The 25,673-nt window shown below is 61.0% G+C and carries 19 protein-coding genes; all 19 read left to right on the plus strand.

Annotation, left to right across the window (positions count from 1 at the left end):
* Positions 1 to 6: 6 nt before the first annotated feature.
* The 19 genes from flgJ to POF45_RS24340 all read left to right on the plus strand — a co-directional run bounded on the left by flgJ (position 7) and on the right by POF45_RS24340 (position 25,624).
* Positions 7 to 1,290, plus strand: a complete 1,284-nt coding sequence (gene flgJ / locus POF45_RS24250; protein WP_282316938.1) for a flagellar assembly peptidoglycan hydrolase FlgJ — start codon at positions 7 to 9, stop codon at positions 1,288 to 1,290.
* A 24-nt stretch (positions 1,291 to 1,314) separates the two neighbouring features.
* Positions 1,315 to 3,363 carry a flagellar hook-associated protein FlgK gene (gene flgK / locus POF45_RS24255; protein ID WP_259500665.1) on the plus strand — a complete coding sequence of 683 codons (2,049 nt, stop codon included), beginning with the start codon at positions 1,315 to 1,317 and terminating at the stop codon, positions 3,361 to 3,363.
* Between the two features lie 13 nt (positions 3,364 to 3,376).
* Positions 3,377 to 4,945 (plus strand): flagellar hook-associated protein 3, encoded by a 1,569-nt coding sequence (locus tag POF45_RS24260; protein ID WP_259500667.1) that lies wholly within the window; start codon positions 3,377 to 3,379, stop codon positions 4,943 to 4,945.
* Between the two features lie 111 nt (positions 4,946 to 5,056).
* Complete coding sequence (locus POF45_RS24265) at positions 5,057 to 8,653, plus strand: glycosyltransferase (RefSeq protein ID WP_282316939.1); 3,597 nt, start codon at positions 5,057 to 5,059, stop codon at positions 8,651 to 8,653.
* Positions 8,654 to 8,990: 337 nt separating this feature from the next.
* On the plus strand, positions 8,991 to 9,764 hold the full coding sequence (gene rfbF / locus POF45_RS24270; protein ID WP_259500671.1) for a glucose-1-phosphate cytidylyltransferase: 774 nt from the start codon (positions 8,991 to 8,993) through the stop codon (positions 9,762 to 9,764).
* Positions 9,746 to 10,828, plus strand: a complete 1,083-nt coding sequence (gene rfbG, locus POF45_RS24275) for a CDP-glucose 4,6-dehydratase (protein ID WP_259500673.1) — start codon at positions 9,746 to 9,748, stop codon at positions 10,826 to 10,828. The genes rfbF and rfbG overlap by 19 nt, the downstream gene beginning before the upstream one ends.
* Positions 10,825 to 11,385: a dTDP-4-dehydrorhamnose 3,5-epimerase family protein gene (locus POF45_RS24280; RefSeq protein WP_282316940.1), complete on the plus strand. Its 561-nt coding sequence runs from the start codon at positions 10,825 to 10,827 to the stop codon at positions 11,383 to 11,385. The genes rfbG and POF45_RS24280 overlap by 4 nt, the downstream gene beginning before the upstream one ends.
* A complete protein-coding gene (locus POF45_RS24285; protein ID WP_282316941.1) occupies positions 11,382 to 12,608 on the plus strand; it encodes a class I SAM-dependent methyltransferase in 1,227 nt (408 codons plus the stop codon). Before POF45_RS24280 ends, POF45_RS24285 begins: the two co-directional genes overlap by 4 nt.
* The gene (locus POF45_RS24290; protein WP_282317461.1) at positions 12,605 to 13,462 is read left to right on the plus strand and encodes an NAD-dependent epimerase/dehydratase family protein; all 858 of its coding nucleotides are present in this window, start codon (positions 12,605 to 12,607) and stop codon (positions 13,460 to 13,462) included. Before POF45_RS24285 ends, POF45_RS24290 begins: the two co-directional genes overlap by 4 nt.
* Positions 13,452 to 14,522, plus strand: a complete 1,071-nt coding sequence (locus POF45_RS24295) for a class I SAM-dependent methyltransferase (protein ID WP_282316942.1) — start codon at positions 13,452 to 13,454, stop codon at positions 14,520 to 14,522. The genes POF45_RS24290 and POF45_RS24295 overlap by 11 nt, the downstream gene beginning before the upstream one ends.
* A 17-nt stretch (positions 14,523 to 14,539) precedes the next feature.
* Positions 14,540 to 15,277, plus strand: coding sequence for a cephalosporin hydroxylase family protein (locus POF45_RS24300; RefSeq protein ID WP_259500681.1), 738 nt, complete (start codon positions 14,540 to 14,542; stop codon positions 15,275 to 15,277).
* A 56-nt stretch (positions 15,278 to 15,333) separates the two neighbouring features.
* Positions 15,334 to 18,249 (plus strand): TIGR00180 family glycosyltransferase, encoded by a 2,916-nt coding sequence (locus POF45_RS24305; RefSeq protein ID WP_282316943.1) that lies wholly within the window; start codon positions 15,334 to 15,336, stop codon positions 18,247 to 18,249.
* Between the two features lie 13 nt (positions 18,250 to 18,262).
* On the plus strand, positions 18,263 to 19,264 hold the full coding sequence (pseB, locus tag POF45_RS24310; RefSeq protein ID WP_259500685.1) for a UDP-N-acetylglucosamine 4,6-dehydratase (inverting): 1,002 nt from the start codon (positions 18,263 to 18,265) through the stop codon (positions 19,262 to 19,264).
* Positions 19,261 to 20,418 (plus strand): UDP-4-amino-4,6-dideoxy-N-acetyl-beta-L-altrosamine transaminase, encoded by a 1,158-nt coding sequence (gene pseC / locus POF45_RS24315; protein ID WP_259500687.1) that lies wholly within the window; start codon positions 19,261 to 19,263, stop codon positions 20,416 to 20,418. The genes pseB and pseC overlap by 4 nt, the downstream gene beginning before the upstream one ends.
* Positions 20,419 to 20,604: 186 nt before the next feature.
* Positions 20,605 to 21,225, plus strand: coding sequence for a pseudaminic acid biosynthesis-associated methylase (locus POF45_RS24320; protein ID WP_259500690.1), 621 nt, complete (start codon positions 20,605 to 20,607; stop codon positions 21,223 to 21,225).
* Positions 21,222 to 21,923 (plus strand): pseudaminic acid cytidylyltransferase, encoded by a 702-nt coding sequence (pseF, locus tag POF45_RS24325; protein ID WP_259500692.1) that lies wholly within the window; start codon positions 21,222 to 21,224, stop codon positions 21,921 to 21,923. Before POF45_RS24320 ends, pseF begins: the two co-directional genes overlap by 4 nt.
* Complete coding sequence (gene pseG, locus POF45_RS24330; RefSeq protein ID WP_259500695.1) at positions 21,920 to 23,413, plus strand: UDP-2,4-diacetamido-2,4,6-trideoxy-beta-L-altropyranose hydrolase; 1,494 nt, start codon at positions 21,920 to 21,922, stop codon at positions 23,411 to 23,413. Before pseF ends, pseG begins: the two co-directional genes overlap by 4 nt.
* A gap of 4 nt (positions 23,414 to 23,417) precedes the next feature.
* Positions 23,418 to 24,470 (plus strand): pseudaminic acid synthase, encoded by a 1,053-nt coding sequence (gene pseI, locus POF45_RS24335; RefSeq protein WP_259500697.1) that lies wholly within the window; start codon positions 23,418 to 23,420, stop codon positions 24,468 to 24,470.
* 227 nt (positions 24,471 to 24,697) lie between these two features.
* Positions 24,698 to 25,624, plus strand: a complete 927-nt coding sequence (locus POF45_RS24340) for a ketoacyl-ACP synthase III (RefSeq protein WP_259500699.1) — start codon at positions 24,698 to 24,700, stop codon at positions 25,622 to 25,624.
* The last annotated feature ends 49 nt before the right edge of the window (positions 25,625 to 25,673 follow it).

The raw sequence follows: 25,673 nt of genomic DNA on the forward strand, positions 1-25,673 counted from the left end.
GCGACCATGGACATGCGCAAGGCCGGCACGCTCAGTACCAGTGATTCGGGGTCCTATTCGGACCTCAATCGCTTGAACCAGCTCAAGGTTGGCGACAAGAACAGCGATGCGAACATGCGCAAGGTGGCGCAGGAATTCGAATCGCTGTTTCTCGGTGAAATGCTCAAGTCCATGCGTTCGGCCACCGAAACGCTGGGCAAGGACAACCCGCTGAACACGCCGGCAGCCAAGCAGTATCAGGAAATGTACGACCAGCAGTTGGCTGTTTCCATGTCTCGCCAGGGCGGTGGTATCGGTCTGGCCGACGTGCTGATGCGTCAGATGTCGAAGAACAAACCGCTGGCGCCGGGTGAAGCAGCAGCGGCATCCGCTGCCAAGCAGGAGGCGGCGAAAGCGGCCGTGCAGACGCCGATTGCGGCCGGCACGACAGCCACCAATGGTCCGCTGTCGCGCCTCAATGGCCAGCGTCCGCTGTGGGCGTCGCGCTCGGGCAGGGTGCCGGCGCACGCCGCCGATCACACCAATGATGTGGCGATGCTCAATCAGCGGCGGCTGGCTTTGCCGCCGAAACTGGCGGACCGTTTGCTCGCCGGGCTGGTGCCGTCGGTCACGAACACGGCGGCCACCGCGCAGAACAAAATCCAGGTGCCGCAGAGCGGCAAGACCGGTGTCGGTTCGCTGTACAACGGCGACTGGCTGGCCTTGCAGACCGACACTTCGTCGAGCGGGCAGATGCAGATTTATGGCCGCGCCATGGCGCAGATTCCGCTGGCGCCGGCGAAGAAAGCCTTCAGTTCCGCCGACGACTTCGTCAACACCATGCTGCCGCTGGCCAAGGAAGCCGCCGACCGCATCGGCGTCGATCCGCGTTATCTGGTGGCTCAGGCGGCGCTGGAAACCGGTTGGGGTAAATCGGTCATGCGCGCCCAGGATGGCAGCAGCAGCCACAACCTGTTCGGCATCAAGGCGACCAGCAGTTGGACCGGTGATTCGGCGCGGGCGATCACCAGCGAGTTCAGGGATGGCGCGATGGTCAAGGAGACGGCGCAGTTCCGTTCCTACGCCTCGTACAAGGACAGCTTCCACGACTTGGTGACTTTGCTGCAAACCAATAATCGCTATCAAGATGTCGTGAAGGCGGCCGATAACCCAGAACAGTTTGTACGCGAGTTGCAGAAGGCCGGTTACGCAACCGACCCGGACTACGCAAGCAAGATTTCGCAGATAGCCAAGCAGATGACGAGTTACCAAAACTACGCTGCGGCGGGCGCTTCCACCACGCCTCTATAAGGCACCAGGAATAAGGTCTGAACCATGAGTTTGCTCAATATCGGGATGTCGGGTCTGGCGGCTAGCCAGTCCTCTTTGGCCACGACAGGCAACAACATTGCCAACGTCGACACCGCCGGTTATTCACGCCAGCAAACCGTGCAGAGCACCAAAGGCTCGCAGCAGGTCGGTAATGTATTTATCGGTACGGGCACGACCCTGGCCGACGTACGCCGTGTGTACAACTCCTACCTTGATTCCCAACTGCGCACCGCCACATCGCTGGACAGCCAGGCGTCGTCGTACCTGGCCCAGGCCACTCCGCTGGACTCGACGCTGTCCGACACCAACACCGGCATGACCGGCGTGTTGCAGAAGTTCTTCACCTCGATGCAGGGCGTCTCGACGTCGGCCACCGACGACACCTCGCGCCAGTCGGTGCTGACCGGTGCCCAGGCGCTGACCAGCCGTTTCAACACCATTGCCCAGCAGTTGAACGACCAGAACACCACGCTCAACGGCAGCCTGACCGACATGGCGTCCCAGGTGAACAAGCTGGCGACTTCGATTGCCCAGCTCAACCAGAAGATTGGCGAGATCACCACCAGCGGCGGTCAGCCTAACGACTTGCTCGACACCCGCAGCGAAGCACTGCGTCAGTTGTCTTCGCTGGTTGGCGTGCAGGTTGAGAGCAGTGGCTCCAGCGTCAACGTCAACCTTGGCAGCGGCCAGCCGCTGGTCATCGGCAATACCGCCAATAGCCTGAGCACCATGCCGAGCAAGGACGATCCGTCGCGCATGGGGTTGCAGATGAACCTCGGCTCCAGCTCCCTTGACGTCACTTCGGTGATCAGTGGCGGTCAAATCGGTGGTTTGCTCACCTATCGCAACGATGTACTCAATCCCTCGCTCAATGAGCTGGGGCGTGTTGCGCTGGTGATGGCTGATCAGGTCAACAGTCAGCAGGCTCAGGGCATCGACAAGAACGGTGATTTTGGCGCGCCGATTTTCAGCAATATCAACAGTGCCGCCCTGATCAGTCAGCGCAGCATTGCCCAGTCGGGCAACAGCGTGGGTTCAGGCAACCTGAATGTCACCATCAACGACACCGGCAAGCTGACCACCAGCGATTATCAGGTGACGTTCAGCAGCCCGACCGACTACAGCGTCAAGCGTTCCGACGGCACTGACATGGGCTCGTTCAGCACCACCACCACGCCACCGCCGGTGATCGACGGTATCAGCCTGGCCCTCGACGGCAGCGGCCCGATGGCTGCCGGCGACAGCTTCAAGGTGACCCCGACCCGTGGCGCGGCGGCCAGCATCCAGACCGTGCTCACCGACCCGAAAAAGATCGCGGCAGCCGCCCCCCTGACGGGCGTGACCAGTGCCAACAACACCGGCACCTACACCCAGCCGGCGCTCACCAGCACCATCGACATCTACAACCCGGCCTCCCAGGCTGAGATGCAGACTGCGCTCAAGTATTCGACGCCGGTCAAGATGATTTTCGGTGCCGCCAGCGGTGGCAGCCAGAGCTATAACCTGGTCGATGCCCAAGGCAACCCGTTGGGCAGCGGCACGATTGTTCCAGGCCAGAGCAACACCGTGAACCTGAACGTCGGCATGGTGGATGCCAGCGGCAACAAGGTCATGGACAACAGCGTCACACCGCCGGTGCAGAAAACCTTCACCGTGCAGACCACGGTGGGCGGCACCCCGGCTACCAATGAGAGCTTCACCATTTCCATGACCGGTGCGGCGTCTTCGGACAACCGTAATGCGCAAGCCCTGGTCGGACTGCAAACCAAGCAGACGGTGGACACTGGTTCGGCGAGCAAGGGCATCAGCCTGGTCGACGCCTACGGCACCCTGGTCACCAACGTCGGCACCAAGGCCGCCCAAGGCAAGTCCGACAGCGACGCGACCACGGCGATTCTGACGCAAGCCAAAGGTGCCCGCGATTCTCTGTCCGGGGTCGACCTGGATGAAGAAACCGGCAACCTGGTCAAATACCAGCAGTACTACACCGCCTCTTCGCAGATCATCAAGGCTGCGCAGGAAACTTTCAGCACGCTGATCAATAGCCTTTAAGGAGTCGTAATTCATGCGCATTTCTACCGCCCAGTATTACGAGACAACCGCTGCCAACTATCAGCGCAACTTCAACAATGCTATCGCCACCAGCGCCGAAGCCAGCAGCATGCAGCGCATCAACACCGCCGCCGATGATCCGATTGGTGCCGGGCGTTTGCTGAAATTGGGTCAACAGAGCGCGGCGCTTGATCAGTACAGCACCAACATTGACAACACCAAGAGTTCGTTGAGCCTGCAGGAAACGACCCTGACGTCCATCGGCACCGCCTTGCAGCGCGCCAAGGAAATTGCCCTGAGCGCCTCCAGTGGCAACGCCACCGATGCCGACCGTAAAGCCTATGCAGCGGAACTGGGTCAGTTACAGCAGCAAGTCGTGGGGTTGATGAACTCCAAGGACTCGAACGGCAACTACCTGTTTTCCGGCTCCAAGACCGACACACCACCGTACGCGCAAAACTCCGACGGTACCTACACCTACACCGGTGATCAGACCAGCATCAACCTGGCCATTGGCGATGGTCAGTCGATGGCCACCAATACCACGGGCTGGGACGCTTTTCAGCAGAGCATCAATACCAGCCGCACGCAGGTCAGCATGACCTCGCCGGCAGTGGATGATGGTCGGGTCGTCCTGTCCAATGGCGAGGTCGGCAGCAGCACGACCTACAATGCAAAGTTTGCCTCAGGCCAACCGTATACCGTCAGTTTCGTCAGCAGCACTCAGTTGAAAATCACCGACGCGTCGGGTAACGACGTGACCGCCGAAGCGACTCAGGGCGGTGTGGTCAGCAACACCAACAACTCGAGCCAGACCGTCAGTTTCCGTGGCATCGACATGAACCTGAACATCAACCTCAAGTCGGGTGATACCAACCCGGATGCGGCGATTGCAGGTCATAGCTTCCAGCTGACGGCCAAGCCGGACACCTTCAACACCGCGCGCAGCCCGGGCAACACGTCGACGGCGGTGATCACCGGCTCGACGGTCACTGATCCGGTGGCTTACAACAATGCGTTTCCTGCCGGCGGAGCGGTGCTCAAGTTCACCAGTGCCACCAACTTCGACCTGTACGCGGCGCCGGTCACATCGGACAGCCGGCCAGTGTCCTCGGGCACCATGGTCGGCGGTAACGCGACCGCCGCGGGCGTAACATTTGCGGTGGGCGGTACTCCGGCGGCTGGCGATCAGTTCACGGCCCAGTCCAACAACCACCAGACCCAGAATGTCCTCGACACCCTGGGGCAGATGGTCACCGCGATGAGCGTGCCGATCGACAATGATCCGCTGGCCAAGCAGAAGTTTCAGGCCTCCATCGATTCGGGGCTGAACAACCTGACCAGCGCCACCGATCAATTGGGTACGGCAATCAGCTCAATTGGTGCACGAGGCGCAACGCTCGATGATCAGACCACCACCAACCAGAGCCTGAGTCTGGCGAACACCACGACCCAGTCGTCGATTCGCGATTCCGATCCGGCCGAGGTGATGACCCGCCTGACGTTGCAGCAGACCATGCTGCAAGCCGCGCAACTGGCGTTCAGCAAGATCACTTCGCTGGGTCTGTTCAACAAGATCTGATGCTGTTCGGGCGCGCCAGCGCCCGTTTGCCCTGATCCTCAATTCGATTTGTCTTTTGCGGTTTCAAGGGCTCGCTTCTCTGAGCGGGCTCGCACCGCCTGTGAGCCCGCCGTGAATTCACTCCCCCTCGTCAGCCTGGTCATTCCCGCCTTCAATCCGCGTTTTTTTGATGATGCGTTGCGCAGTGCCGTAAGCCAGAACTACAGCAATCTCGAGATCATTGTTTGCGACGACAGCCGCGGTAACGAGATCGAAAACATTGTCATGACGGTGGTCGAGCAAACAGGGCGTGCGGTGCGCCATGTGCGCAACCCACGTACGCTGGGGTTGGTTGGCAATCTGCGAGCCTGCCTGGAGGAGGCGCAAGGCGAGTTCATCAAGTTTCTTTGCGATGATGATCATCTGTTCAGCGCGTGCATCGAGCAACAGGCTCAGGTGCTGATTGATCACGATGAGGTCAGCCTGGTGCTGGCCCAGCGGTTGTTCTGGGATGCCGACGATATGGTCTTGCCGTCGCGCCTGGAGAACAGCCCGTTTTCCCCTGAAAGCGGCCTGTTCAAAGGTGATGACCTGCTGGCCATTTTCGAGAAGTTTCCGGTCAACATCTGCGGTGGCTTCAGCAACGCCCTGTTCCGTCGGGCGGACGTGGCGCAGTTGTTGCCGGCATTGACTCAGCCGGGCCACTGCTTTGTAGCGACCCTGGATTTCGCCTTGTATGTCTGCCTGCTGCGCCGGGGCAATCTGGTGATGTCCAACAACATTCTCGGTGTCGAGCGCTTGCATCCGGAGCGTTTGAGTTCGCAGCAGTCGATCAAGGATGTGGTGGAGGTCGAGCGCGAATGGATCTTGCAGATGCTCAAGGCTCGCAGTGGCGAGTCCGCGCCAGCGTCAGGCTGGGTACGCCAGGTGTTGTTGACCGAGGCCGGCACGTTGCCTCGTGTCTGGAAAGAGTTGCCGCTGAGCCGGACCCTCGGCACAAAACAGGCCACTCAGCAGTGGTATGTCGGCGCGACCAGCGAGAGTTTTGCCCAGGTCTACGCCCAATGGCTGGCGTGCCGTACCCTCACCGAAGACCAGCGCACGCTATTGCCGGACACGCTGGCGAACTGGCCGCGCCAGCCCAAGATTGTTCCGGTCATCATTGACGAGCAAGGCAGTCGTTCCGCGCTGGAGCTCACCTTGCAAGCGCTCGCGGCACAGGATTACGCGCCTGAACTGACACTGGTGCTGTCCGCCGCCTGTACCGAGGCCGAGCTGGATGGGCGGGTATTCCGTTTACCGCTGCAGGATGACGGGCTGGCGCAGATCAATGCACTGCTGCCACAACTCGATGGCGCTGACTGGTTCTACCTGTTGCGCGCCGGCGATCATCTGGTGGCGTCGGCCTTGCTGGTGATGGCGGAGCGCATTGCCTTCGCACCCACTCTGGCGTGTCTGTACAGCGACGAAGGCAGCCTGCATCAGGGGGAGTCGGCAAGGCCGGCATTCAAGCCTGATTTCAATCTCGACCTGATGCGCAGTTATCCCTACGTCGGGCGAGCCCTGGCATTCGAGCGCGAGCGCTTTCTGGCGTTGGGCGGTTTTGATTCGGCGTTTACCGAGCTGGCCCCCCACGATGTGCTCTGGCGCATGGTCGAGAGCGATGGCACTCAGGCAGTGGGGCATATTGCAGAAGTGTTGCTGGAGTCGGCGCTTGATTTGTCCGCATGGCTGGCCCTGCCTGACGTCGTGGAGAACAGCTCGCGGCTGCTGGAGGCTCACCTGCAGCGCCTTGGCATCGCCCACACCCTTCGCAACGGCAGTTCCGAGTTGCTCAATCGGGTGGATTACCACCATGAAGATCGGCCGTTGGTGTCGATCATCATTGTCACCAAAGATCAGACGGCTGCTTTGCAGCGCTGCGTCGAGAGTCTGTTGGAGAAGACCGCTTACGGCCACTACGAACTGTTGCTGGTCGATAACGGCAGCGAAAGCGCCGAGGCCCGCGCCTGGCTGAGCGCAATGACGCAATTGGGCAGCGAACGCATTCGCGTGCTGGCATACCCACAACAGGGGAATGGCGCAGCGGTGCGCAATTTCGCCGTCGGGCAGGCCCATGGCGACTATGTCCTGTTACTGGATCCCTATACCGTCATCACCCAGAGCGATTGGCTGGATGAGTTGCTCAATCATGCTCAGCGCCCGGAAGTCGGCGTGGTCGGTGGCTTGCTGTTCAATCCGGACGGTCGGGTACTGCACGCGGGTCTGATTCTCGGCTTGCAGGGACCGGTCGGTGCGCCGTTTTATGGCACGTCCCTGCAGACTGCGGGTTACATGTTCCGCTTGCAGGTGGCGCAGGACCTGAGTGCGGTCGGCGGCGATTGCCTGATGATCCGCAAGGCCGTGTTTGACGCGGTGGGTGGCCTGGATGAGCAGAACCTGGCGCGGACCCTGAACGAGACAGACCTGTGTCTGCGGGTCGGCCAGGGTGGGCACCTGGTGGTGTGGACGCCTTATGCCAGGCTCGCGCTGGGCGCACGACCGGCTGTGCCGATGCAGGAGGCTGAACAGGCATCCTGCGATCAGGAAAGGGACGTGTTCTATAAGCGTTGGTTGCCGAGCATCGCCCGTGATCCTGCCTACAATATCAACTTGTCATTGCAGGGGCCGAGTGGGTCGAGCTTCGGGCTTGAACCGGGCCTGCGTACCGGTTGGCGTCCATTTGCCACCGCGCAAATGCCTGAGGTCCTGGTCCTGCCGATCAATACCTCTGCTGTCGCGCACTACCGCATGACGCAGCCCATGATCGAGTTGGAGGCCGCGGGAAGGGCGCAGGGCATTATTCGCTACAACATGCCGACGATCATTGAGGTCGAGCGGCAGTCCCCCGACGTGATTGTTCTGCAGGGGCGTTATTCCGAAAGCTCCATCAAAGACATTCCGCCGATTAAAACCTACTCCAATGCCCGGCGGATCTACGAGCTGGATGACTACGTCATCAACGTTCCCCATAGCAATGCGCATATTCGCAACATGCCGAACGGGGACGAGATGGAGCGTCTGGTACGCCATGCCATCGGCATGTGCGACCGTGTGGTGGTCTCTACCCAGCCGCTGGCCGATGTGTTGTCGGACATGCACCACGACATTCGTGTCGTACCGAACATGCTGTCCAAACACCTTTGGAACGACATGGGCAGCCGGCGCCGCACCTCGAAAAAACCTCGGATCGGCTGGGGCGGTGGCACCAGTCACCACGGCGACCTGGCGGTGATTGCCGACGTGGTCCGCGAACTGGCCAACGAAGTCGACTGGGTATTCTTCGGCATGTGCCCGGATGATTTGCTGCCCTACATGCATGAGTTCCACGGCGTGATCGCGTTGGATATTTATCCGGCAAAATTGGCCAGCCTGAATCTGGACCTGGCGCTGGCGCCGCTGGAATTCCACATTTTCAACGACTGCAAGAGCAACCTGCGGCTGCTGGAGTATGGGGCGTGTGGCTACCCGGTGATCTGCACCGACACCAAGGCGTATCAGGGCTATTTGCCCGCCACCCGGATCAAGACCAACACCACCGATGAATGGCTGCAAGCCATCCGCATGCACCTGGCCGACCCCGATGCCAGCTACCGCATGGGCGATGAATTACGTGAAGTCGTGATGCGTGATTACGTATTGCGCGGCGATAACTTGCGGTACTGGGAAAACGGCTGGTTGGCGGACTGATTGCTCCCGGCGTCCCAGGGGAAAAACGGGCGACCTTGGGTAGTGCCGGTCAGTCAAGGATTTGAACACCGCAGGGTTGACGGTGTTCAAATCCCTGACTGACCGGCATTACCTGACCAGGGTCCCTTTTTTACTCCACTAGCCAGCCAACTTCCGGTCTGCCACTGGCTTGAAAGAGCTGGCGCGTTTCCTGCAAGACCCCCTCCATATCGCCATAAAACGAGCATCGGCGGCATAGCCGACAGTGCCCGCGACGGCGTTGAGCGTTTTATCCAGATGGCCCGCAAAAGCTTGATAAAGCTTGGCCGGGCCCTGTGACGAACAAGAGGGGAAGAGGATGAAGGCAGTTATTTTGGCGGGTGGCCTGGGCACGCGCATCAGTGAGGAATCGCACCTCAAGCCCAAGCCGATGATCGAGATCGGCGGCAAGCCAATTCTCTGGCACATCATGAAGCAGTACTCCGCGCACGGAATTCACGATTTCGTGATCTGCCTTGGCTACAAGGGCTACGCGATCAAGGACTTCTTCGCCAACTACTTCCTGCATACCTCTGACGTCACCTTCGACATGTGCAACAACCGCATGGACGTTCACCAGAATTACAGCGAACCATGGCGTGTCACGCTGATCGATACTGGCGAAGACACCATGACTGGCGGCCGTCTGCGCCGCGCCGCGCGTTATCTGGAGGGCGAGCAGGCCTTCTGCTTTACCTACGGCGATGGTGTCTCGGACCTGAATATCGGCGCCCTGGTGGATTTCCACCTGGCCCACGGCAAGCTCGCCACCGTAACGGCCGTACAACCGCCAGGACGTTACGGCGCGCTGGAACGCGACGGTGACAGCGTCAAGGGCTTCGTCGAGAAGCCACGCGGTGACGGCGGCTGGATCAATGGCGGGTTCTTCGTGCTGTCGCCCAAGGTGCTGCCGTACATCGCTGACGATCAGACCTCCTGGGAGTCCGAGCCGCTGGCCGCTTTGGCCAGCGAAGAACAATTGCAGGCCTTCCAGCACGACGGCTTCTGGCATCCGATGGACACCCTGCGTGACAAGAACCACCTCGAAGCGCTGTGGCTGAGCGGGGAGGCCCCATGGAAGCAATGGGACTGAGCCCGCAATTCTGGCGCGGCAAGCGGGTGCTGGTCACCGGCCACACCGGTTTCAAGGGCAGTTGGCTGACGTTGTGGCTGCAAAGCCTGGGTGCCGAGGTCAGCGGCTTTGCCCTCGACCCGTCGACCGAGCCGAGCCTGTTCGAACTGGCCCGGGTGCACGAAGGCATCAACGATCAGCGCGGCGATTTGCGTGACCTTGGTGCCTTGCTTGAGGTCATCGCCGACACTGAGCCCGAGATCGTCCTGCACCTGGCGGCGCAACCGCTGGTGCGCGAAGGTTATCGCGATCCGTTGGGCACCTATTCCAGCAACGTCATGGGCACCCTGAACCTGCTCGAAGCGATTCGCCAGGTCGGCTGCGTCCGCGCCTGTGTGCTGGTGACCACCGACAAGGTCTACGCCAACAAGGAATGGCTGTGGCCGTACCGCGAAGACGAAGCTCTGGGCGGTCACGATCCCTACAGCAGCAGCAAGGCCTGCTGTGAATTGCTGGCGCAGTCCTATGCCGCGTCATTCTTTGCCGCCGATCGTTATGACGAGCACGGCTTGGCGCTGGCAACGGCTCGCGCCGGCAACGTGCTGGGTGGCGGCGACTTCGCCCCGGAACGGCTGATCCCGGATGTGCTCAAGGCCTGGTCTGCCGACGAACCCGTGACGTTGCGCTACCCGCAAGCCGTGCGCCCATGGCAGCACGCGCTGGAGCCGCTGGCCGGTTACCTGCAACTGGCTGCCGGCCTCTACGAGCAGGGTCCGGATTTTGCCGGTGCGTGGAACTTCGGCCCCAGCGAAGCGGACATGTGCAGCGTCGGCGAAGTGGTCGAACTGCTCGCCAGCCGCTGGCCGCAAGCCCGTGGTTTGCGCATCGAACCGAGCGACCTGCATGAGGCGGGTTTGTTGCGTCTGGACAGCAGCCGTGCCCGCCAGCTGCTGGCCTGGCAGCCGCGCTGGTCGTTGCAGCAATGCCTGACCCAGACCCTTGACTGGCACCTGGCGTGGCAAAACGGTGACGACATGCGCGCCGTCACCCTGAACCAGTTGAACCTGTACCGAGGCGCGCTGTGAGCGAATTCCTGTTACAGGCATTGCCGCTGAACGGCTTGTTCAGCGTGCAGCACAAGCGTTTCGAAGACGAGCGCGGGCATTTCGCCCGGCTGTTTTGCGAGGGCAGCCTGAGCGCCTTCGGCCAGGCGTTTCATATTCGTCAGATCAACCATTCGTGCACTCGCGAGCGCGGCAGTGTGCGCGGTCTGCATTACCAGGACGCCGATGCGCCGGAAGCCAAGCTGATTACCTGCCTGCGCGGCGAAGTCTGGGACGTGGCGGTGGATTTGCGCCCCGGCTCCGAGACGTTCCTGCACTGGCACGCCGAGCACCTGCGGGCCGGCGACGGTCGCAGCCTGTTGATCCCGGCCGGGTTCGCCCACGGCTTCCAGACGCTGACCGACGATGCCGAGCTGCTTTACTTGCACAGCGCCGACTACACGCCTGCCCACGAGGGCGGTTTGTCGGTGAACGATCCACGGCTGGCGATTGCCTGGCCGTTGTCTGTCAAAAATCTGTCAGCCAGGGACGCCAGCCATCCCTTGCTCGATCAACACTTTGCTGGAGTGCGTGTATGAACTGCCGTGGTTGCGGGACTTCGCTGGCGTTGCCGCTGATCGATCTGGGCACCTCGCCGCCGTCCAATGCTTACGTACGCGCCGATCAGCTGGAGCAAGCCGAGCAATGGGTGCCGCTCAAGGTTGCCGTGTGCCAGCAATGCTGGCTGGTGCAGACCGAGGACTACACCCGCGCCGACAGCCTGTTCGACGCCGAGTACGCCTATTTCAGTTCGTTCTCCAGCACCTGGCTGGCCCACGCCGAGCGTTATGTGGCCGAGATGGTCGAGCGCTTCGGCCTGACCGCCGACAGCCGCGTGGTGGAAATCGCCGCCAACGATGGCTACCTGTTGCAGTACGTGGCCGGGCGCGGCATTGCGTGCCTGGGCGTCGAGCCGACCCGCAGCACCGCGCAAGCGGCCCGGGAAAAAGGCCTGGAAATTCGCGAGCTGTTCTTCGGTCGCGAAACCGCCTCGCAACTGGTCAGCGAAGGCTGGTCCGCCGACCTGATGGCCGCCAACAACGTGCTGGCCCATGTGCCGGACATCAATGATTTCCTTGCCGGTTTTGCCACTCTGCTCAAACCCACCGGCGTGGTGACTTTCGAGTTTCCGCAATTGCTGACGCTGATGGCCGGCCAGCAATTCGACACCCTGTATCACGAGCACTATTCCTATCTGTCCCTGACTGCCGTGCAGACCTTGTGCGAGCGCAATGGCCTGCACGTGTTCGACGTCAGCCCGCTCTCGACCCATGGCGGTTCGTTGCGGGTGTTTGTGCAGCGCATGGACGGCGAACGCCGTGACGTACAGCCAGCGGTGCAGCAACAGTTGCACGCCGAATTGGCGGCAGGTGTGAAAACCCCCGAGTACTACGCGACCCTCGCGCCTGCCGCCGAACGCATCAAGCACGATCTGCTGCGTTTCCTGTTGCAGGCCAAGGCTGATGGCAAGCGCGTGGTCGGCTATGGCGCTGCGGCCAAGGGCAACACCTTGCTCAACTATGCCGGGGTCAAGCCGGACCTGCTGGCCTGGGTCGCCGATGCCAACCCGCACAAGCAGGGCAAGTACTTGCCGGGCAGTCGTATTCCGATTGTGTCGCCCGCGCTGATCAATCTGGAAAAGCCCGATTACGTGCTGGTGCTGCCGTGGAACCTGTTGCACGAAGTCAGTCAGCAATTGGCCCAGGTGCGCGAATGGGGCGCTCGCTTCGTGATCGCCGTGCCCGAGTTGACCGTCCTGTGAAGGTGCTGGTCACCGGTGCTACCGGGTTTGTCGGGCGGCATCTGGTCGCGGCGCTGCTCGCCCGTGGCTGCGAAGTGCGTGCTGTGGCACGGAATGCCGAAACGGCGGCGAGCCTGCCGTGGATCAATGCCGTGGAATTCATGGCGGCGGATATTCACGCCGCCGACCTGGACATCACCGCGCTCGCTGATGGCATTGATGTGCTCGCGCACCTGGCGTGGCCCGGTTTGCCGAATTATCAGGCGCTGTTTCATTTCGAACACAACCTGATGGCCGACTACCGGTTCATCAAAGGGGCGGTCGAGGCGGGCGTGTCGCAGGTACTGGTCACCGGCACCTGTTTCGAATACGGCATGCAGAGTGGACCGCTCACCGAGCAGACCTCGGCGCAGCCGGCCAATCCCTATGGCTTGGCTAAAAATACGCTACGTCTGTTCCTGGAAAATTTGCAGCGTGTGCAACCGTTCACCTTGCAATGGGCGCGGCTGTTTTACCTGCATGGCGAGGGCCAGAACCCCAACAGTTTGCTGGCCGCGCTGGATCGGGCGATTGATGCCGGTGACGCCACCTTCAACATGTCGGCGGGTGAACAACTGCGTGATTATCTGGCGATCGGCACCGCTGCCGCTCACCTCGGCGCCATCGTGCAACAACGGGATTTCAACGGGCTGGTCAATTGTTCCAGCGGTCAGCCGATATCGGTCAGGGCACTGGTGGAACAACGCCTGCGTGAGCGCGGCGCTTCGATCAGTCTGAACCTGGGCCACTACCCATACCCGACCCACGAACCGATGGCGTTCTGGGGCGTGGCGGACCGTTTGCAACAGCTACTGGGAGCAGAGCATGAGGCATGAACTGTATCGGGTCGCCGACCTGCCGGTGTTGCAGAATCGCACCTTCGCCGACCCGCAGTCGGCCAGGGCGTCGGCCAGCGCCGACATGGTGCTGGTGCAGGATGAAACCAGCGGGCTGATCTTCAATCAGGCATTCGATGCCGACAAGCTCAGCTACGACGCCGACTACCAGAACGAGCAGGCGCATTCCGGCCAGTTCCAGCAGCACCTGAACGATGTGGAAGGGATTATCGCCCGCCACTTCAAGGGCCGGGAACTGATTGAAGTCGGCTGCGGCAAAGGCTATTTCCTGGAGTTGTTGAAGGACCGTGGCTACGCCATCACCGGCATCGACCCCGCTTACGAAGGCGACAACGCCGACGTGATCAAGGCGCCGTTCACCCGTGGCCTGGGCCTGGCGGCGGACGCCATCGTCCTGCGCCATGTGCTGGAACATATTCAGGACCCGGTGAGTTTTCTGGTGTCGATGGCCGAAGCCAATCAGGGCGGGCAGATCTACATCGAAGTACCGTGTTTGGACTGGATCCTCGACCATCGCGCCTGGTTCGACCTGTTCTACGAACACGTCAATTATTTCCGCCTCGATGACCTGCGCCGGATGTTCGGCACCGTGCACGAGGCCGGCCACCTGTTCGGTGGCCAATACCTGTACATCGTCGCCGATCTTTCGACCTTGTGCCTGACCCCGGAACAGCCGGTGCCGCGCCTGCAATTGCCGGATGATTTCACCGCCAGCCTCGAGCGTGCGGTGCAGATCATTCAGGCCGCTCCCGAGCAGGGTTCGGCGATCTGGGGCGCATCGTCCAAAGGCGTGATTTATTCGCTGTTCCTGCAACGGGCCGGGGTGGCGGTGGATCGCGTGGTGGACATCAACCCGGCCAAGCAGGGGCGTTACCTGCCACTGAGCGGCGTGCGGGTGTCGTCGCCGCAAGAGGCCATGGATGCGTTGCCCGAAGGCGCCAACCTGTTTGTGATGAACTCCAACTATCTCGAAGAAATCAAGCGGATGACCGGTGGACGCTACGTCTATCACGCCGTCGACAGCGCTTCGTTCCAGTGACTATTGAGACTTTCAAAATGACTGACAACACCATCAATAAAGCCTTCGAAGCCGAGTGCCAGGCAGAAATCGCCCGTCAGGGCGACGACCAGAAACTGACCGGTCTGGCCCGGGATTTCTTCAACGAGTCGGCCAGACACAAGTACAGCTATCACTTCTCGTGGATGGGGCGTCCGATCATCCAGCTGCCGCAAGACATGATGGCGATGCAAGAGATCATCTGGCAGGTCAAGCCGGACCTGGTGATCGAATGCGGCATCGCCCACGGCGGCTCGATCATCTACTACGCCTCGCTGCTGGAGCTGCAAGGCCATGGCGAAGTGCTTGGCATCGACCTGGACATCCGCCCGCACAACCGCGAAGCCATCGAAAGCCACCCGATGAGCAAGCGCATCAAGATGATCGAAGGTTCGAGCATCGACCCGGCCATCGCCGCTCAAGTGCGTGCCGCCGCCGAAGGCAAGAAAGTCATTCTGGTGCTCGATTCCAACCACACCCACGACCACGTGCTGGAAGAGCTGCGCCTCTACGCACCCCTGGTGTCGGTGGGCAGCTATTGCGTGGTGATGGACACCGTCGTTGAAGACATGCCGGCCGACTTCTTTCCGGACCGTCCATGGGGCCCGGGCGACAACCCGAAAACCGCCGTGTGGAAGTACCTGGAAGAGAACAAGCATTTTGAAATCGACCAGCAGATGCAAAACAAGCTGCTGCTCACCGTGGCACCGGACGGCTACCTGCGTCGCGTTCGTTGATTCAGCACCATTATTCAAGCGTTAATCAGGCGTTTCGCCGGTTGTGGGGAGAGGTTATGCAAGGCAAGTCCGTTTCTGAGCACACGTTGCCACTCAATGAGTTGCTGACGGTGGTGTTGATTTCCCACAACCGTCCGGCTTTCTTGCGCAGGGCGATGAAGTATTACGGTGCCTTTCCTTGCAAAGTGCTGGTACTGGACTCTGCTACCGAGCATTTCCAGGGCGAACTCCCGGAGGTTGAATACCGGCACGTACCGCAATTTGCCTACAGCGGCTTCCAGGCCAAACTGGCCTATGGCGTGGATCAGGTGACCACCCCGTACATGGTGCTGGCGGCCGATGATGACTTTATCCTGCTGGACGCATTGTTCGAGTCGCTGGGCTTCCTGGAAGCCAACCAGGACTACGGGATGTGCCACGGCTACTGCCTGATGTACCTGGCGCTCGGCGGCAGCGTGAACTACTACCGCCGCGACAAGAAGGTCTGCGAGGACTATGCGTCCGAGCGGCCTCAGGATCGCGTGGTCGACTACATGCGCCAGTACCTGCCACCGTTCTATGCGGTGACTCGCACTTCGCTGATGAAGTCCTGGTATTCGCTGTTGCCGCCGGGTACCAGTTTCCAATGGCAGGAAATCGGTCACGTGTATTACATGCTGGCGTGCGCCAAGGCGCGGATCCTGCCGATGGCCTACGTGGTGCGTGAGATCAACTACGGTAACTCCGAGCACAACACCGAGGTCTATCACACGCTGACCTACACCGATGCCAAATCGGTGGCCGAACGTGAAGCCTTTGCCCAATTCCTGGGGGCGTTGCCGACCGCCATCAAGGACCTTGACGCCGAGCAAGGCAAGGCGTTTGCCCTGGAAAGCTTCGAGGCCATGGTCGACAGTCTGCAAACCGGGCGGGCGCTGACCGCAGAGCTGATCTTCGAGTCCAACTGGAATCAGTCCCTCAAAGTCCCGGAGCGTCGTTTCGGCCCCAAGCAGTACGTCGAAATGCCGTTTTACAATCAGACGTTTTTCGATTTCCTGACCCGGCTGGAATTCATGCTGCACGCCATGCCGGCTGGGCGCGTCCAGTTGCAACGCCTCGAAGGCGTATGGACGCAGCAGGCCCACTTGCTGCGTGCGCGTAACAACGATACGCCGGAAAGTGTGGTCGACCGTTTGTGGCAAGCCCATGACCGCAACGCCTTCAACCTGACGGTGGTCAAGCGTCTGGCGGCACAACTGCAACTGCTGGGCGAGGACGACGAGGCGCAGACCATGGGCGAATGGATCGCACGCCTTGAGGCGCTGTCGGTCGAGGATCATCCCCCGGCGTTCGACAACATGCAGTCGGGTCGTCTGCTGAAATGGCTGGAGACGCGCGAGCCCGATGCACAGCAGGCCGAGTCGATTGCCGGGCACCTGGCAGCCAACAATGGCGGTCCGCAGTTCGGTATTTTCCTGCTGGACCTGGACAACGACATCGACAAGTTGCAGGCCACCCTCGACAGCCTGGTCGAAGGTTGCAGCAAGGCCTTCAAGATCGTCGTGTTCACCACCGGCGAACCACCGGCGGCGACCACCGCGCAAAACACCCTGCACTTTGTCCGGGTCACGCCAAACAATTTCGTCGACAAGCTGAATCAGAGCGCCCGTCAGTCGCCGTGCGACTGGCTGCTGCTGGCGCAAGCGGGTGACGAGTTCACCGCCGGCGGCCTGTTGCGCGCCAGCCTGGAGCTGATGTCTGCTGCTGACATTCGCGCCGTGGCCACCGACGAAATCCAGCGCACCGCCGAAGGCGCGCTGGTAGACGTGTTCCGTCCGGGCTTCAACCTCGACCTGCTGCAAAGCATACCGGCGCTGATGGCGCGCCACTGGCTGATTCGTCGGGACGTGTTGATCGAGGTCGGTGGTTATCAGGCCGACTTCAGCAAGGCGCTGGAACTGGACTTGCTGCTGCGCATCATCGAGCAGGGCGGCCTTGCCGGCCTGGCGCACCTCGACGAACCGCTGCTGATCACTCAGGCACCGGTGCTGGAAGAAAATGCCGACGAACGTCAGGCATTGCTGCGTCACCTGGGCAATCGCGGCTACAAGGCGAAGATCACCTCGCAGGAGCCAGGCACCTATCAGGTCGATTACCGTCACGCCGAGCGCCCGATGGTGTCGATCATCGTGCCCGCCGGGGATGACCAGCCTGCGCTGCAACGCTGCCTGGACGGCGTGCTGCTCAGAACGCGTTACACCCGCTATGAAGTGCTGATTGCGGCTAATCCGAATCAGTCGGCTGCCATCAACGACTGGTTGGGCACCCTGCACAATGCCAGGGTGCGGGTGCTGTATGCCGATCAACCGTTGAGTGAAGTGGCTTTGTGCAACGCTGTGAGCCAGGAGGCGCAGGGCGAATACCTGGTGCTGATGGCCGCTGATGCTGAAGTGGTCAACCCGAACTGGATCGAGTCGTTGCTCAACCACGCCCAGCGTCCGGAAGTGGGCATCGTTGGCGCCAAGCTGGTCAACCGCGACGGCAAGATCGCTCAGGCCGGCCTCATTCTGGGCATGAACGGTGGTGTCGGTTCGGCCTTTGTCGGGGAAAAGCACGACGCCAGCGTGTACATGCAACGATTGGCCGTGGAGCAGAACTACAGCGCCGTATCGAAGGTATGCCTGATGGTGCGCAAAGAGCTGTTTGACGCTTTGGGTGGCCTTGATGAGGTGACTTTCGCCGACGGTTTCAGCGACGTTGATCTGTGCCTCAAGGCCGGTCAGGCCGGTTATCTCACGGTGTGGACGCCGCTGGTTCAGGTCCTTCACAACGGCAACCTGCCGCAAGCGCCAGAGTCGCTCGCTGCACTGCGTGAAAAATGGTCCACTGCCTTCGCTCAGGACTCTGCCTATAACGCCAACCTGGCCCTGACCGGCAAAGGTTTCACGCTGGGCGAAAGCACCCCGATCAACTGGGCGCAGTTGCTCGCATAGAAGGATTCCCGGCATGTTCAACGGCAAATCGATTTTCATCTCCGGTGGCACCGGTTCGTTCGGGCGCAATTTCATCCGCCGCTTGCTGGAGCAATACCAGCCCAAGCGGGTGGTGGTGTTCTCCCGCGACGAGCTCAAGCAGTACGAGATGCAGCAGACGTTCAACGCACCGTGCATGCGCTATTTTCTTGGCGACGTGCGCGACGCCGAGCGTTTGCGCCAGGCCATGCGCGGTATCGATTACGTGGTGCATGCCGCGGCCCTCAAGCAGGTGCCGGCAGCGGAGTACAACCCCACCGAATGCATTCGCACCAACGTCAATGGCGCGGAAAACATCATCGCCGCCGCCATCGATAACGGCGTGAAGCAAGTGGTGGCGCTGTCCACCGACAAGGCGGCCAGCCCGATCAATCTGTACGGCGCCACCAAGTTGCTGTCGGACAAACTGTTCGTCGCCGCCAATAACATTGCCGGCGAACAGCAGACCCGTTTTGCCGTGGTGCGCTACGGCAACGTGGCGGGTTCGCGGGGCTCTGTCGTGCCGTTTTTCAGCAAGCTGATCAACGAAGGCGCAACCGAACTGCCCATCACCGACGAGCGCATGACGCGCTTCTGGATCACCCTCGATCACGGTGTGCAATTTGTCCTCGACAGCTTTGCGCGGATGCACGGTGGTGAAGTGTTCGTGCCGAAAATCCCGTCGATCCGCATCGTCGATCTGGCGCTGGGCATGGCCGGGCATCTGCCGCACAAGCACGTCGGCATTCGTCCGGGGGAAAAACTCCACGAGCTGATGGTGCCGCTGGACGATGCGCGCATGACTCTGGAATTCGCCGATCACTACACCATTCAACCGTCGATTCGCTTCACCAGCGTCGACGTGGATTTTGCCGTGGACAAGTTGGGCGAGCAGGGCCGACCGGTGAGCGAAGATTTTGAATACCGCTCCGACACCAACCCGCAGTTCCTCTCGGTAGGGCAGATTGCGGACCTGCATGCGAGCCTGCCGGCATGATTCCCTATGGCCGGCAAAGCGTTGATCAAGCGGACATAGACGCAGTGGTCGCGGTGTTGCAGTCCGACTGGCTGACCCAGGGGCCGACCATCGAGCGTTTCGAGCAGGCCATGGCCGAACGCTGCCAGGCAGACTTCGCGGTGGCGGTGTGCAATGCCACCGCGGCGTTGCACATCGCTTGCCTGGCGGCGGGACTTGGTCCAGGTGATCGGTTGTGGACCACGCCCAATACCTTTCTCGCTTCGGCCAACTGCGGGCGTTATTGCGGCGCCGACGTGGATTTCGTCGACATCGACCCCCTGACCTGGAACCTCGACGCTTATGCGCTGAAAGCCAAGCTGGAAGCGGCCGAAGATAACGGCACGCTGCCCAAAGTGCTGGTGGCGGTGGCGTTTGCCGGGCAGAGCTGCGACATGCGCATGATCGGCGAACTGGCCGAGCGTTATGGTTTTACCGTGATTGAGGACGCGTCCCACGCGGTCGGTGCGTCTTACGCCGGGCGGCCGGTAGGCTGTGGTGAGTTCGCGGTGATGACGGTGTTCAGCTTTCACCCGGTGAAGATCATCACCAGCGCCGAGGGCGGCATGGTGCTGACCAATCGCCCCGAGCTGGCGGAGCGCTTGCAGCGCCTGCGCAGCCACGGCATGACCCGCGACCCGCAGCAGATGACCGAACCCAGCCACGGCCCCTGGTATTACCAGCAAGTGGAACTGGGCTTCAATTACCGCATCACCGATCTGCAAGCGGCGCTTGGGCTGTCGCAGTTGGGCAAGCTCGATGATTTCATCGCTCGGCGTCAGGAGCTGGTGGCGCGTTACGATCGCTTGCTGGCGTACTTGCCGCTGACCTTGCCCAGTGCCCAGCCGGAAGCCGGATCAGCCTGGCATCTGTACGTGGTGCGCTTGCAGCTGGATCGCATGAGCCTCAGCCATCGTCAGGTATTTGAAGGCTTGCGGGCCGCCGGGGTCGGTGTGAATCTGCACTACATTCCGGTGCATATGCAGCCGTATTACCGTGACCTGGGTTTTGCCGACGGTGATTTTCCCGAGGCCGAACGATATTACGCCGAGGCCATTAGCCTGCCGCTGTTTCCGTTCCTCAGCGATGAGCAGCAGGATTATGTGGTCGAGCAATTGCGGCGGCTGACTGAGTAGATATAGGTCCATGTGGCTACTGCTTTAAGTCAGGCTGCAATCCCTGTGGGAGCGAGCCTGCTCGCGAAGGCGGTGTAACAGTCACCAATGACGTTGAATGTCATGCCTCTTCGCGAGCAGGCTCGCTCCCACAGGGGATGGGCCTGACTCAAGGCATGTGCCCTGACCGTTGATGAGAGTTGAGTAATGCGTGAACTAAGCGAGCAGGAAACATTCTGGCAGGGCGACTTCGGCAATCAATACGTCGAGCGCAATGTCGGGCAACCGCTGGTGGCGGCTAACCTGGCGATGTTCGCCAAGGCGCTGACCCGGGCCGGGCGTATCGAGAGCCTGGTGGAGCTGGGCACCAATGCCGGCAATAACCTGCAAGCGTTGCGTCAGTTGCTGCCGCAGTGCGAGCTGTTTGGTGTGGAGATCAATGCCAGCGCTTTTGATCAGGCGCAGGCGTTGGGGATTGCACAGGTCTGGCACGGCTCGCTGTTCGATTTCCCCCGCGAGCGCACCTACGACCTGACCCTGAGCAAAGGCGTGCTGATTCACCTGGCACCCGAGCTGCTGGCGGCCGCCTATGCGCAGTTGTATGAGTTGAGCCAGCGCTACATCCTGATCGCCGAGTACTACAATCCGGCACCGGTGGAAGTGTCTTATCGCGGTAACAGCGGCAAGCTGTTCAAACGCGACTTTGCTGGCGAAATGCTGGATCGCTATCAAGATCTGCAACTGCTCGATTATGGTTTTGGTTATCACCGCGACCCGCAATTCCCGGTGGACGACATCACCTGGTTTCTTCTGGAAAAACGCCCTTGAACAACGTCGCAATCATCCCGGCCCGTGGGGGCAGCAAACGCATCCCGCGCAAGAACCTCAAGCCGTTCGACGGCGTGCCGATGATTGCCCGTTCGATTCAGGCCGCGCTCGGTTCGGGGCTGTTCGCCCAGGTGGTGGTCAGCACCGATGATGAAGAAATCGCCGAGGTGGCACGGGCGTATGGTGCTCAAGTACCGTTCATGCGCCCGTCAGCATTGGCCGATGATTTCACCGGCACGGCAGCGGTGATCGTTCATGCCCTGCAAACAATGCCGCGTCAGGATTTTGATCTGGCCTGCTGCATCTACGCCACGGCGCCGCTGTTGCAGACCCGGTTTTTGCGTCAGGGACTGGAACTGCTGGAGCAGCACCCCGACAAGTCCTTTGCATTCTCGGTATGTGACTTTGGCTTTCCCGTGCAGCGCGCCCTGACCGTTGACGAGCGGGGCGCACTGACGGCGTTGTACCCGCAGTTTCGCGACACCCGCTCCCAGGATCTGCCGCCGGCCTATCAGGACGCCGGGCAATTCTACTGGGGCCGCCGCGAGGCATGGTTGCGCGCTGATGTGTTGTACTCAAACCAGAGCCTGCCAGTGATCCTGCCGCGTTATCTGGTGCAGGACATCGACACGGTTGAAGACTGGAAGCGCGCCGAATACCTGTATGCCGCGTTGCGCGCCGGCGGTGAATTGCAATGAGAGTGCTGATTCGCGCCGACGCCTCGCCGACCATTGGCAGCGGCCATATCGCTCGCTGCCTGACCCTGGCCAGGGTCTTGCGTCAGCAGGGCAGCCATGTGGCGTTTGCCTGTCGCCAATTGCCAGGGCATCGCCTCGACAGTCTGGCGGCTGAAGGTTTCGAGACGTTTGCGCTGCCGGACCGCTATCGCGACGAAGACCCGCAGCAGGCCATCGAGTCGATGTTGCCCTGGCAGGCGGACATTGCCGCGCTGGGGCAGGCGTTGGATGATCGTCCTGCTTTCGACTGGATCATTGTCGACCACTATGGCCTCGACCATCACTGGCAGACCGCCGCCCGTCGCTGGGCGCCACGGATCGCTGCCGTGGATGACCTCGCCACCCGCCAGTATCGGGTGGACCTGCTGCTCAACCAGAATTTATCGGGCACCGCACAAGCCTATGCTTCGCTGCTGGGTGCCGACTGCCGGGCCCTGCTTGGGCCGCGTTTTGCGATGCTGCGTGAGGAGTTCCGCTGCCCGGCAATTGCGATCAAGCCTCAAGCCCGACGCGTGCTGGTGAACTTCGGTGGTTTTGATGCCGCGATGCAGACTCACCACGCGATGTTGGCGCTGGCGGACTTTGACGCGTTGGAAGTGGATTTCGTCGCGGGCGCCGACAACCCGGCCTGGGAGCAGATGCAGGTGTTGGCAGCCACACGTCCACACTGGCGTCTGCAGTGTTTCGTCAGTGACTTTTACCGGTTGATGACCGAGGCCGATCTGTTCATCGGTGCCGGTGGCGGCACCAGCTGGGAGCGGGCGGCCATGGGGCTGCCGACGATCTGCATTGCGGTGTCGAATAATCAGCAGGCCAACGGCGAGGTGATGGCGGCGGCGGGGGCGCATGTGTTTCTCGGGTCGCGAGAGCAGGTCAGCGTCGAGCAACTGCGCCTGGCTATTGGTTTTGTCGTGGGTAATCAAGGGTTGCGCCAGAGCCTGGCCGAGCGTTCCCGGCAACTGGTCGACGGCCGTGGTGCGCAGCGCGTCGCTGCAGCGCTGGCCGGCGCGGTGCTGGCGGTGCGCAAGGCGACGGCTGCGGATGCGCGTCTGTTGTTTGAGGGGCGTAATGCCGAGGCTGTGCGACGGGTTTCCGTGGACTCGCGGGTGATTGACTGGGCTTCCCATCAAGCGTGGCTGGCCGCCAGTCTGGACAACCCGAAACGATTGCTGTTGATTGCCGAGGCCGATGATGGTCCGGTGGGCGTGTTGCGCTATGACCTTGAAGGTCAAGCCGCCGAGGTTTCGATTTATCTGTTCGAAGACCGTTTCGGTCTGGGCTGGGGCAGGGCGCTGTTGGTGCGAGGCGAAGCCTTTGCCCTGGCCCATTGGCCACAGCTGCACACTCTCAACGCTCAGGTTCTGCCCGACAACCAGCCGTCGCTGAAGGTGTTTCGCGAAGCCGGTTTTACCCAGCATGCCTGCGCGTTCAATCGCGTATTGAAGGATTAAGTCCATGACCCGTTTCAAGATTGGTGACCGTCTGATCGGTGCCGACGCGCCGCCGTTCATCATTGCCGAGATGAGCGGCAACCATAACCAGTCGCTGGAAGTGGCGTTACAGATCGTTGAAGCGGCGGCCAAGGCGGGCGCGCATGCCTTGAAGCTGCAAACCTATACCGCCGAGACCATGACCCTGGACCTCGACGAAGGCGAGTTCTTCATCAAGGACCCTGGCAGCCTGTGGACCGGCACCTCGTTGTACGCGCTGTACGAAAAGGCCCACACGCCTTGGGCATGGCATGCGCCCATTTTTGCCCGAGCCAAAGAACTGGGGATGCTCGCCTTTTCGACGCCGTTCGATGACAGCGCCGTGGATTTTCTCGAAAGTCTCAATGTACCGGCTTACAAGATCGCCAGCTTCGAGAACACCGATTTGCCGTTGATCCGTCGGGTCGCCGCCACCGGCAAGCCGTTGATCATCTCCACCGGCATGGCCAGCATCGCCGAACTCGACGAAACCGTGCGCGCTGCCCGCGAGGCCGGATGCAGGGATCTGGTGTTGCTCAAGTGCACCAGCACCTACCCGGCAACACCGGCCAACAGCAACGTGCGCACCATTCCCCATCTGCGCGAACTGTTTGGCTGTGAAGTCGGTTTGTCCGATCACTCCATGGGCGTTGGTGTGTCCGTGGCCGCCGTGGCGCTGGGGGCGACGGTGGTGGAAAAGCATTTTACCCTTGATCGCGCTGCCGGTGGCGTGGACGCCAGTTTCTCGCTGGAGCCGGCAGAACTGGCCAGCCTGGTGATTGAAACCGAGCGCGCCTGGCAGGCGATGGGGCAGGTGCATTACGGCGTCACCGAGGCCGAGCGCAAGTCCCTGGTGTACCGCCGTTCGCTGTACGTCACCCAGGACATGGTCGCTGGTGAGCCCTTCAGCAGCGCCAACCTGCGGGCCATTCGCCCAGGCCTCGGGCTTGCCCCCAAGCATGCCGAAAGCGTTCTCGGCCGTGTTGCCAGCAGGGCTATCAAGCGCGGAACCGCGCTGGACTGGTCATTGGTCGAATAACCCTTGTCGGGCAGATTCGGCAAAATAGCGTGACCTGCGAGTCATAACGCGCATCTTCACTGTATTGTATTGACCGGGAAGATGGCGCCTGGCCCTTTATCGGGCTGGTTTTAGCCCTTTACGTTTCTCGCTGCCGCCCGTACGGGCGGCTGAAAATCTCTGTATGTCGGCGCCCCTCGATTCCTTGCGAGCGGTGGTATTGGGCTGTTTATTATTGGGAAGCCGTAATGATTGGCATAAAAAGCATTGCGAGCTACGTTCCTGTAGCCGGCGTGGACAATTACGCACAAGGTGCAAAATTCGAGAAGGATGAAGAATTCATCCTGGGCAAGATCGGTTCGGCCTTCCTGCCGCGCAAAGACGCCGGCCAGGAAACTTCGGACCTGTGTGTCGAAGCAGTCAATGCGCTGTTCGCCAACAACCCTGATTTGAAGCGTGAATCGATCGACGTGCTGATCGTCGTCACCCAGAACGGCGATGAAGAAGGCCTGCCGCACACTGCCGCCATCGTTCAGGACAAACTTGGCCTGCCAACGACCGTTGCAGCGTTCGACATTTCCCTGGGCTGCTCGGGTTACGTCTACGGCATCTACGCGATCAAGGGCTTCATGGAAGCCGCCGGCCTGAAAAACGGCCTGCTGGTGACCGCCGATCCGTATTCGAAGATTGTCGACCCCGAAGACCGCAACACCACCATGCTCTTCGGCGATGCCGCCACCGCCACCTGGATGGGCGAAGACGCGCCTTGGCAACTGGGCAAGGCCAAGTTCGGCACCGACGGTTCCGGCGCGCCGCATCTGAAGGTCACTGATGGCGTGTTCTTCATGAACGGGCGTCAGGTGTTCAACTTCGCGTTGCTCAAAGTCCCGGCGCATCTGCACGAGCTGCTGGATGAGTCGAGCCTGACCGCCGACGATATCGATGCCTTCTGCATCCATCAGGGCAGTGCGGCGATTGTCGACGCTGTGGCCCGTCGCTTCGAAGGCGCGCCAGAGAAATTCATCAAGGACATGGTCGAAACCGGTAATACCGTGTCGTCGAGCATTCCATTGCTGCTGGAAAAACATGTGCTCGATTCCAGCTGGAAGCGCGTGGCGTTGAGCGGATTCGGCGTGGGACTGTCCTGGGGCTCGGCGATTATCTATCGTCCTTGAGCCAAGACCGAGATACAAAAATAGCGTTCAAGGGTTAACCTTGAACGCT

Origin of the sequence: Pseudomonas fungipugnans, from assembly GCF_029955235.1 — a bacterium.
Taxonomy (GTDB): Bacteria; Pseudomonadota; Gammaproteobacteria; order Pseudomonadales; family Pseudomonadaceae; genus Aquipseudomonas; species Aquipseudomonas fungipugnans.

Bases quoted from the DNA above. Each gene is read 5' to 3' on its own strand.
- POF45_RS24300 (WP_259500681.1), top strand. From the start codon at position 14,540: ATGACTGACAACACCATCAATAAAGCCTTCGAAGCCGAGTGCCAGGCA.
- pseG (WP_259500695.1), top strand. From the start codon at position 21,920: ATGAGAGTGCTGATTCGCGCCGACGCCTCGCCGACCATTGGCAGCGGC.
- pseI (WP_259500697.1), top strand. From the start codon at position 23,418: ATGACCCGTTTCAAGATTGGTGACCGTCTGATCGGTGCCGACGCGCCG.
- rfbF (WP_259500671.1), top strand. From the start codon at position 8,991: ATGAAGGCAGTTATTTTGGCGGGTGGCCTGGGCACGCGCATCAGTGAG.
- pseB (WP_259500685.1), top strand. From the start codon at position 18,263: ATGTTCAACGGCAAATCGATTTTCATCTCCGGTGGCACCGGTTCGTTC.
- pseC (WP_259500687.1), top strand. From the start codon at position 19,261: ATGATTCCCTATGGCCGGCAAAGCGTTGATCAAGCGGACATAGACGCA.
- POF45_RS24285 (WP_282316941.1), top strand. From the start codon at position 11,382: ATGAACTGCCGTGGTTGCGGGACTTCGCTGGCGTTGCCGCTGATCGAT.
- POF45_RS24260 (WP_259500667.1), top strand. From the start codon at position 3,377: ATGCGCATTTCTACCGCCCAGTATTACGAGACAACCGCTGCCAACTAT.
- rfbG (WP_259500673.1), top strand. From the start codon at position 9,746: ATGGAAGCAATGGGACTGAGCCCGCAATTCTGGCGCGGCAAGCGGGTG.
- flgK (WP_259500665.1), top strand. From the start codon at position 1,315: ATGAGTTTGCTCAATATCGGGATGTCGGGTCTGGCGGCTAGCCAGTCC.
- POF45_RS24320 (WP_259500690.1), top strand. From the start codon at position 20,605: ATGCGTGAACTAAGCGAGCAGGAAACATTCTGGCAGGGCGACTTCGGC.
- POF45_RS24305 (WP_282316943.1), top strand. From the start codon at position 15,334: ATGCAAGGCAAGTCCGTTTCTGAGCACACGTTGCCACTCAATGAGTTG.
- POF45_RS24295 (WP_282316942.1), top strand. From the start codon at position 13,452: ATGAGGCATGAACTGTATCGGGTCGCCGACCTGCCGGTGTTGCAGAAT.
- flgJ (WP_282316938.1), top strand. From the start codon at position 7: ATGGACATGCGCAAGGCCGGCACGCTCAGTACCAGTGATTCGGGGTCC.
- POF45_RS24340 (WP_259500699.1), top strand. From the start codon at position 24,698: ATGATTGGCATAAAAAGCATTGCGAGCTACGTTCCTGTAGCCGGCGTG.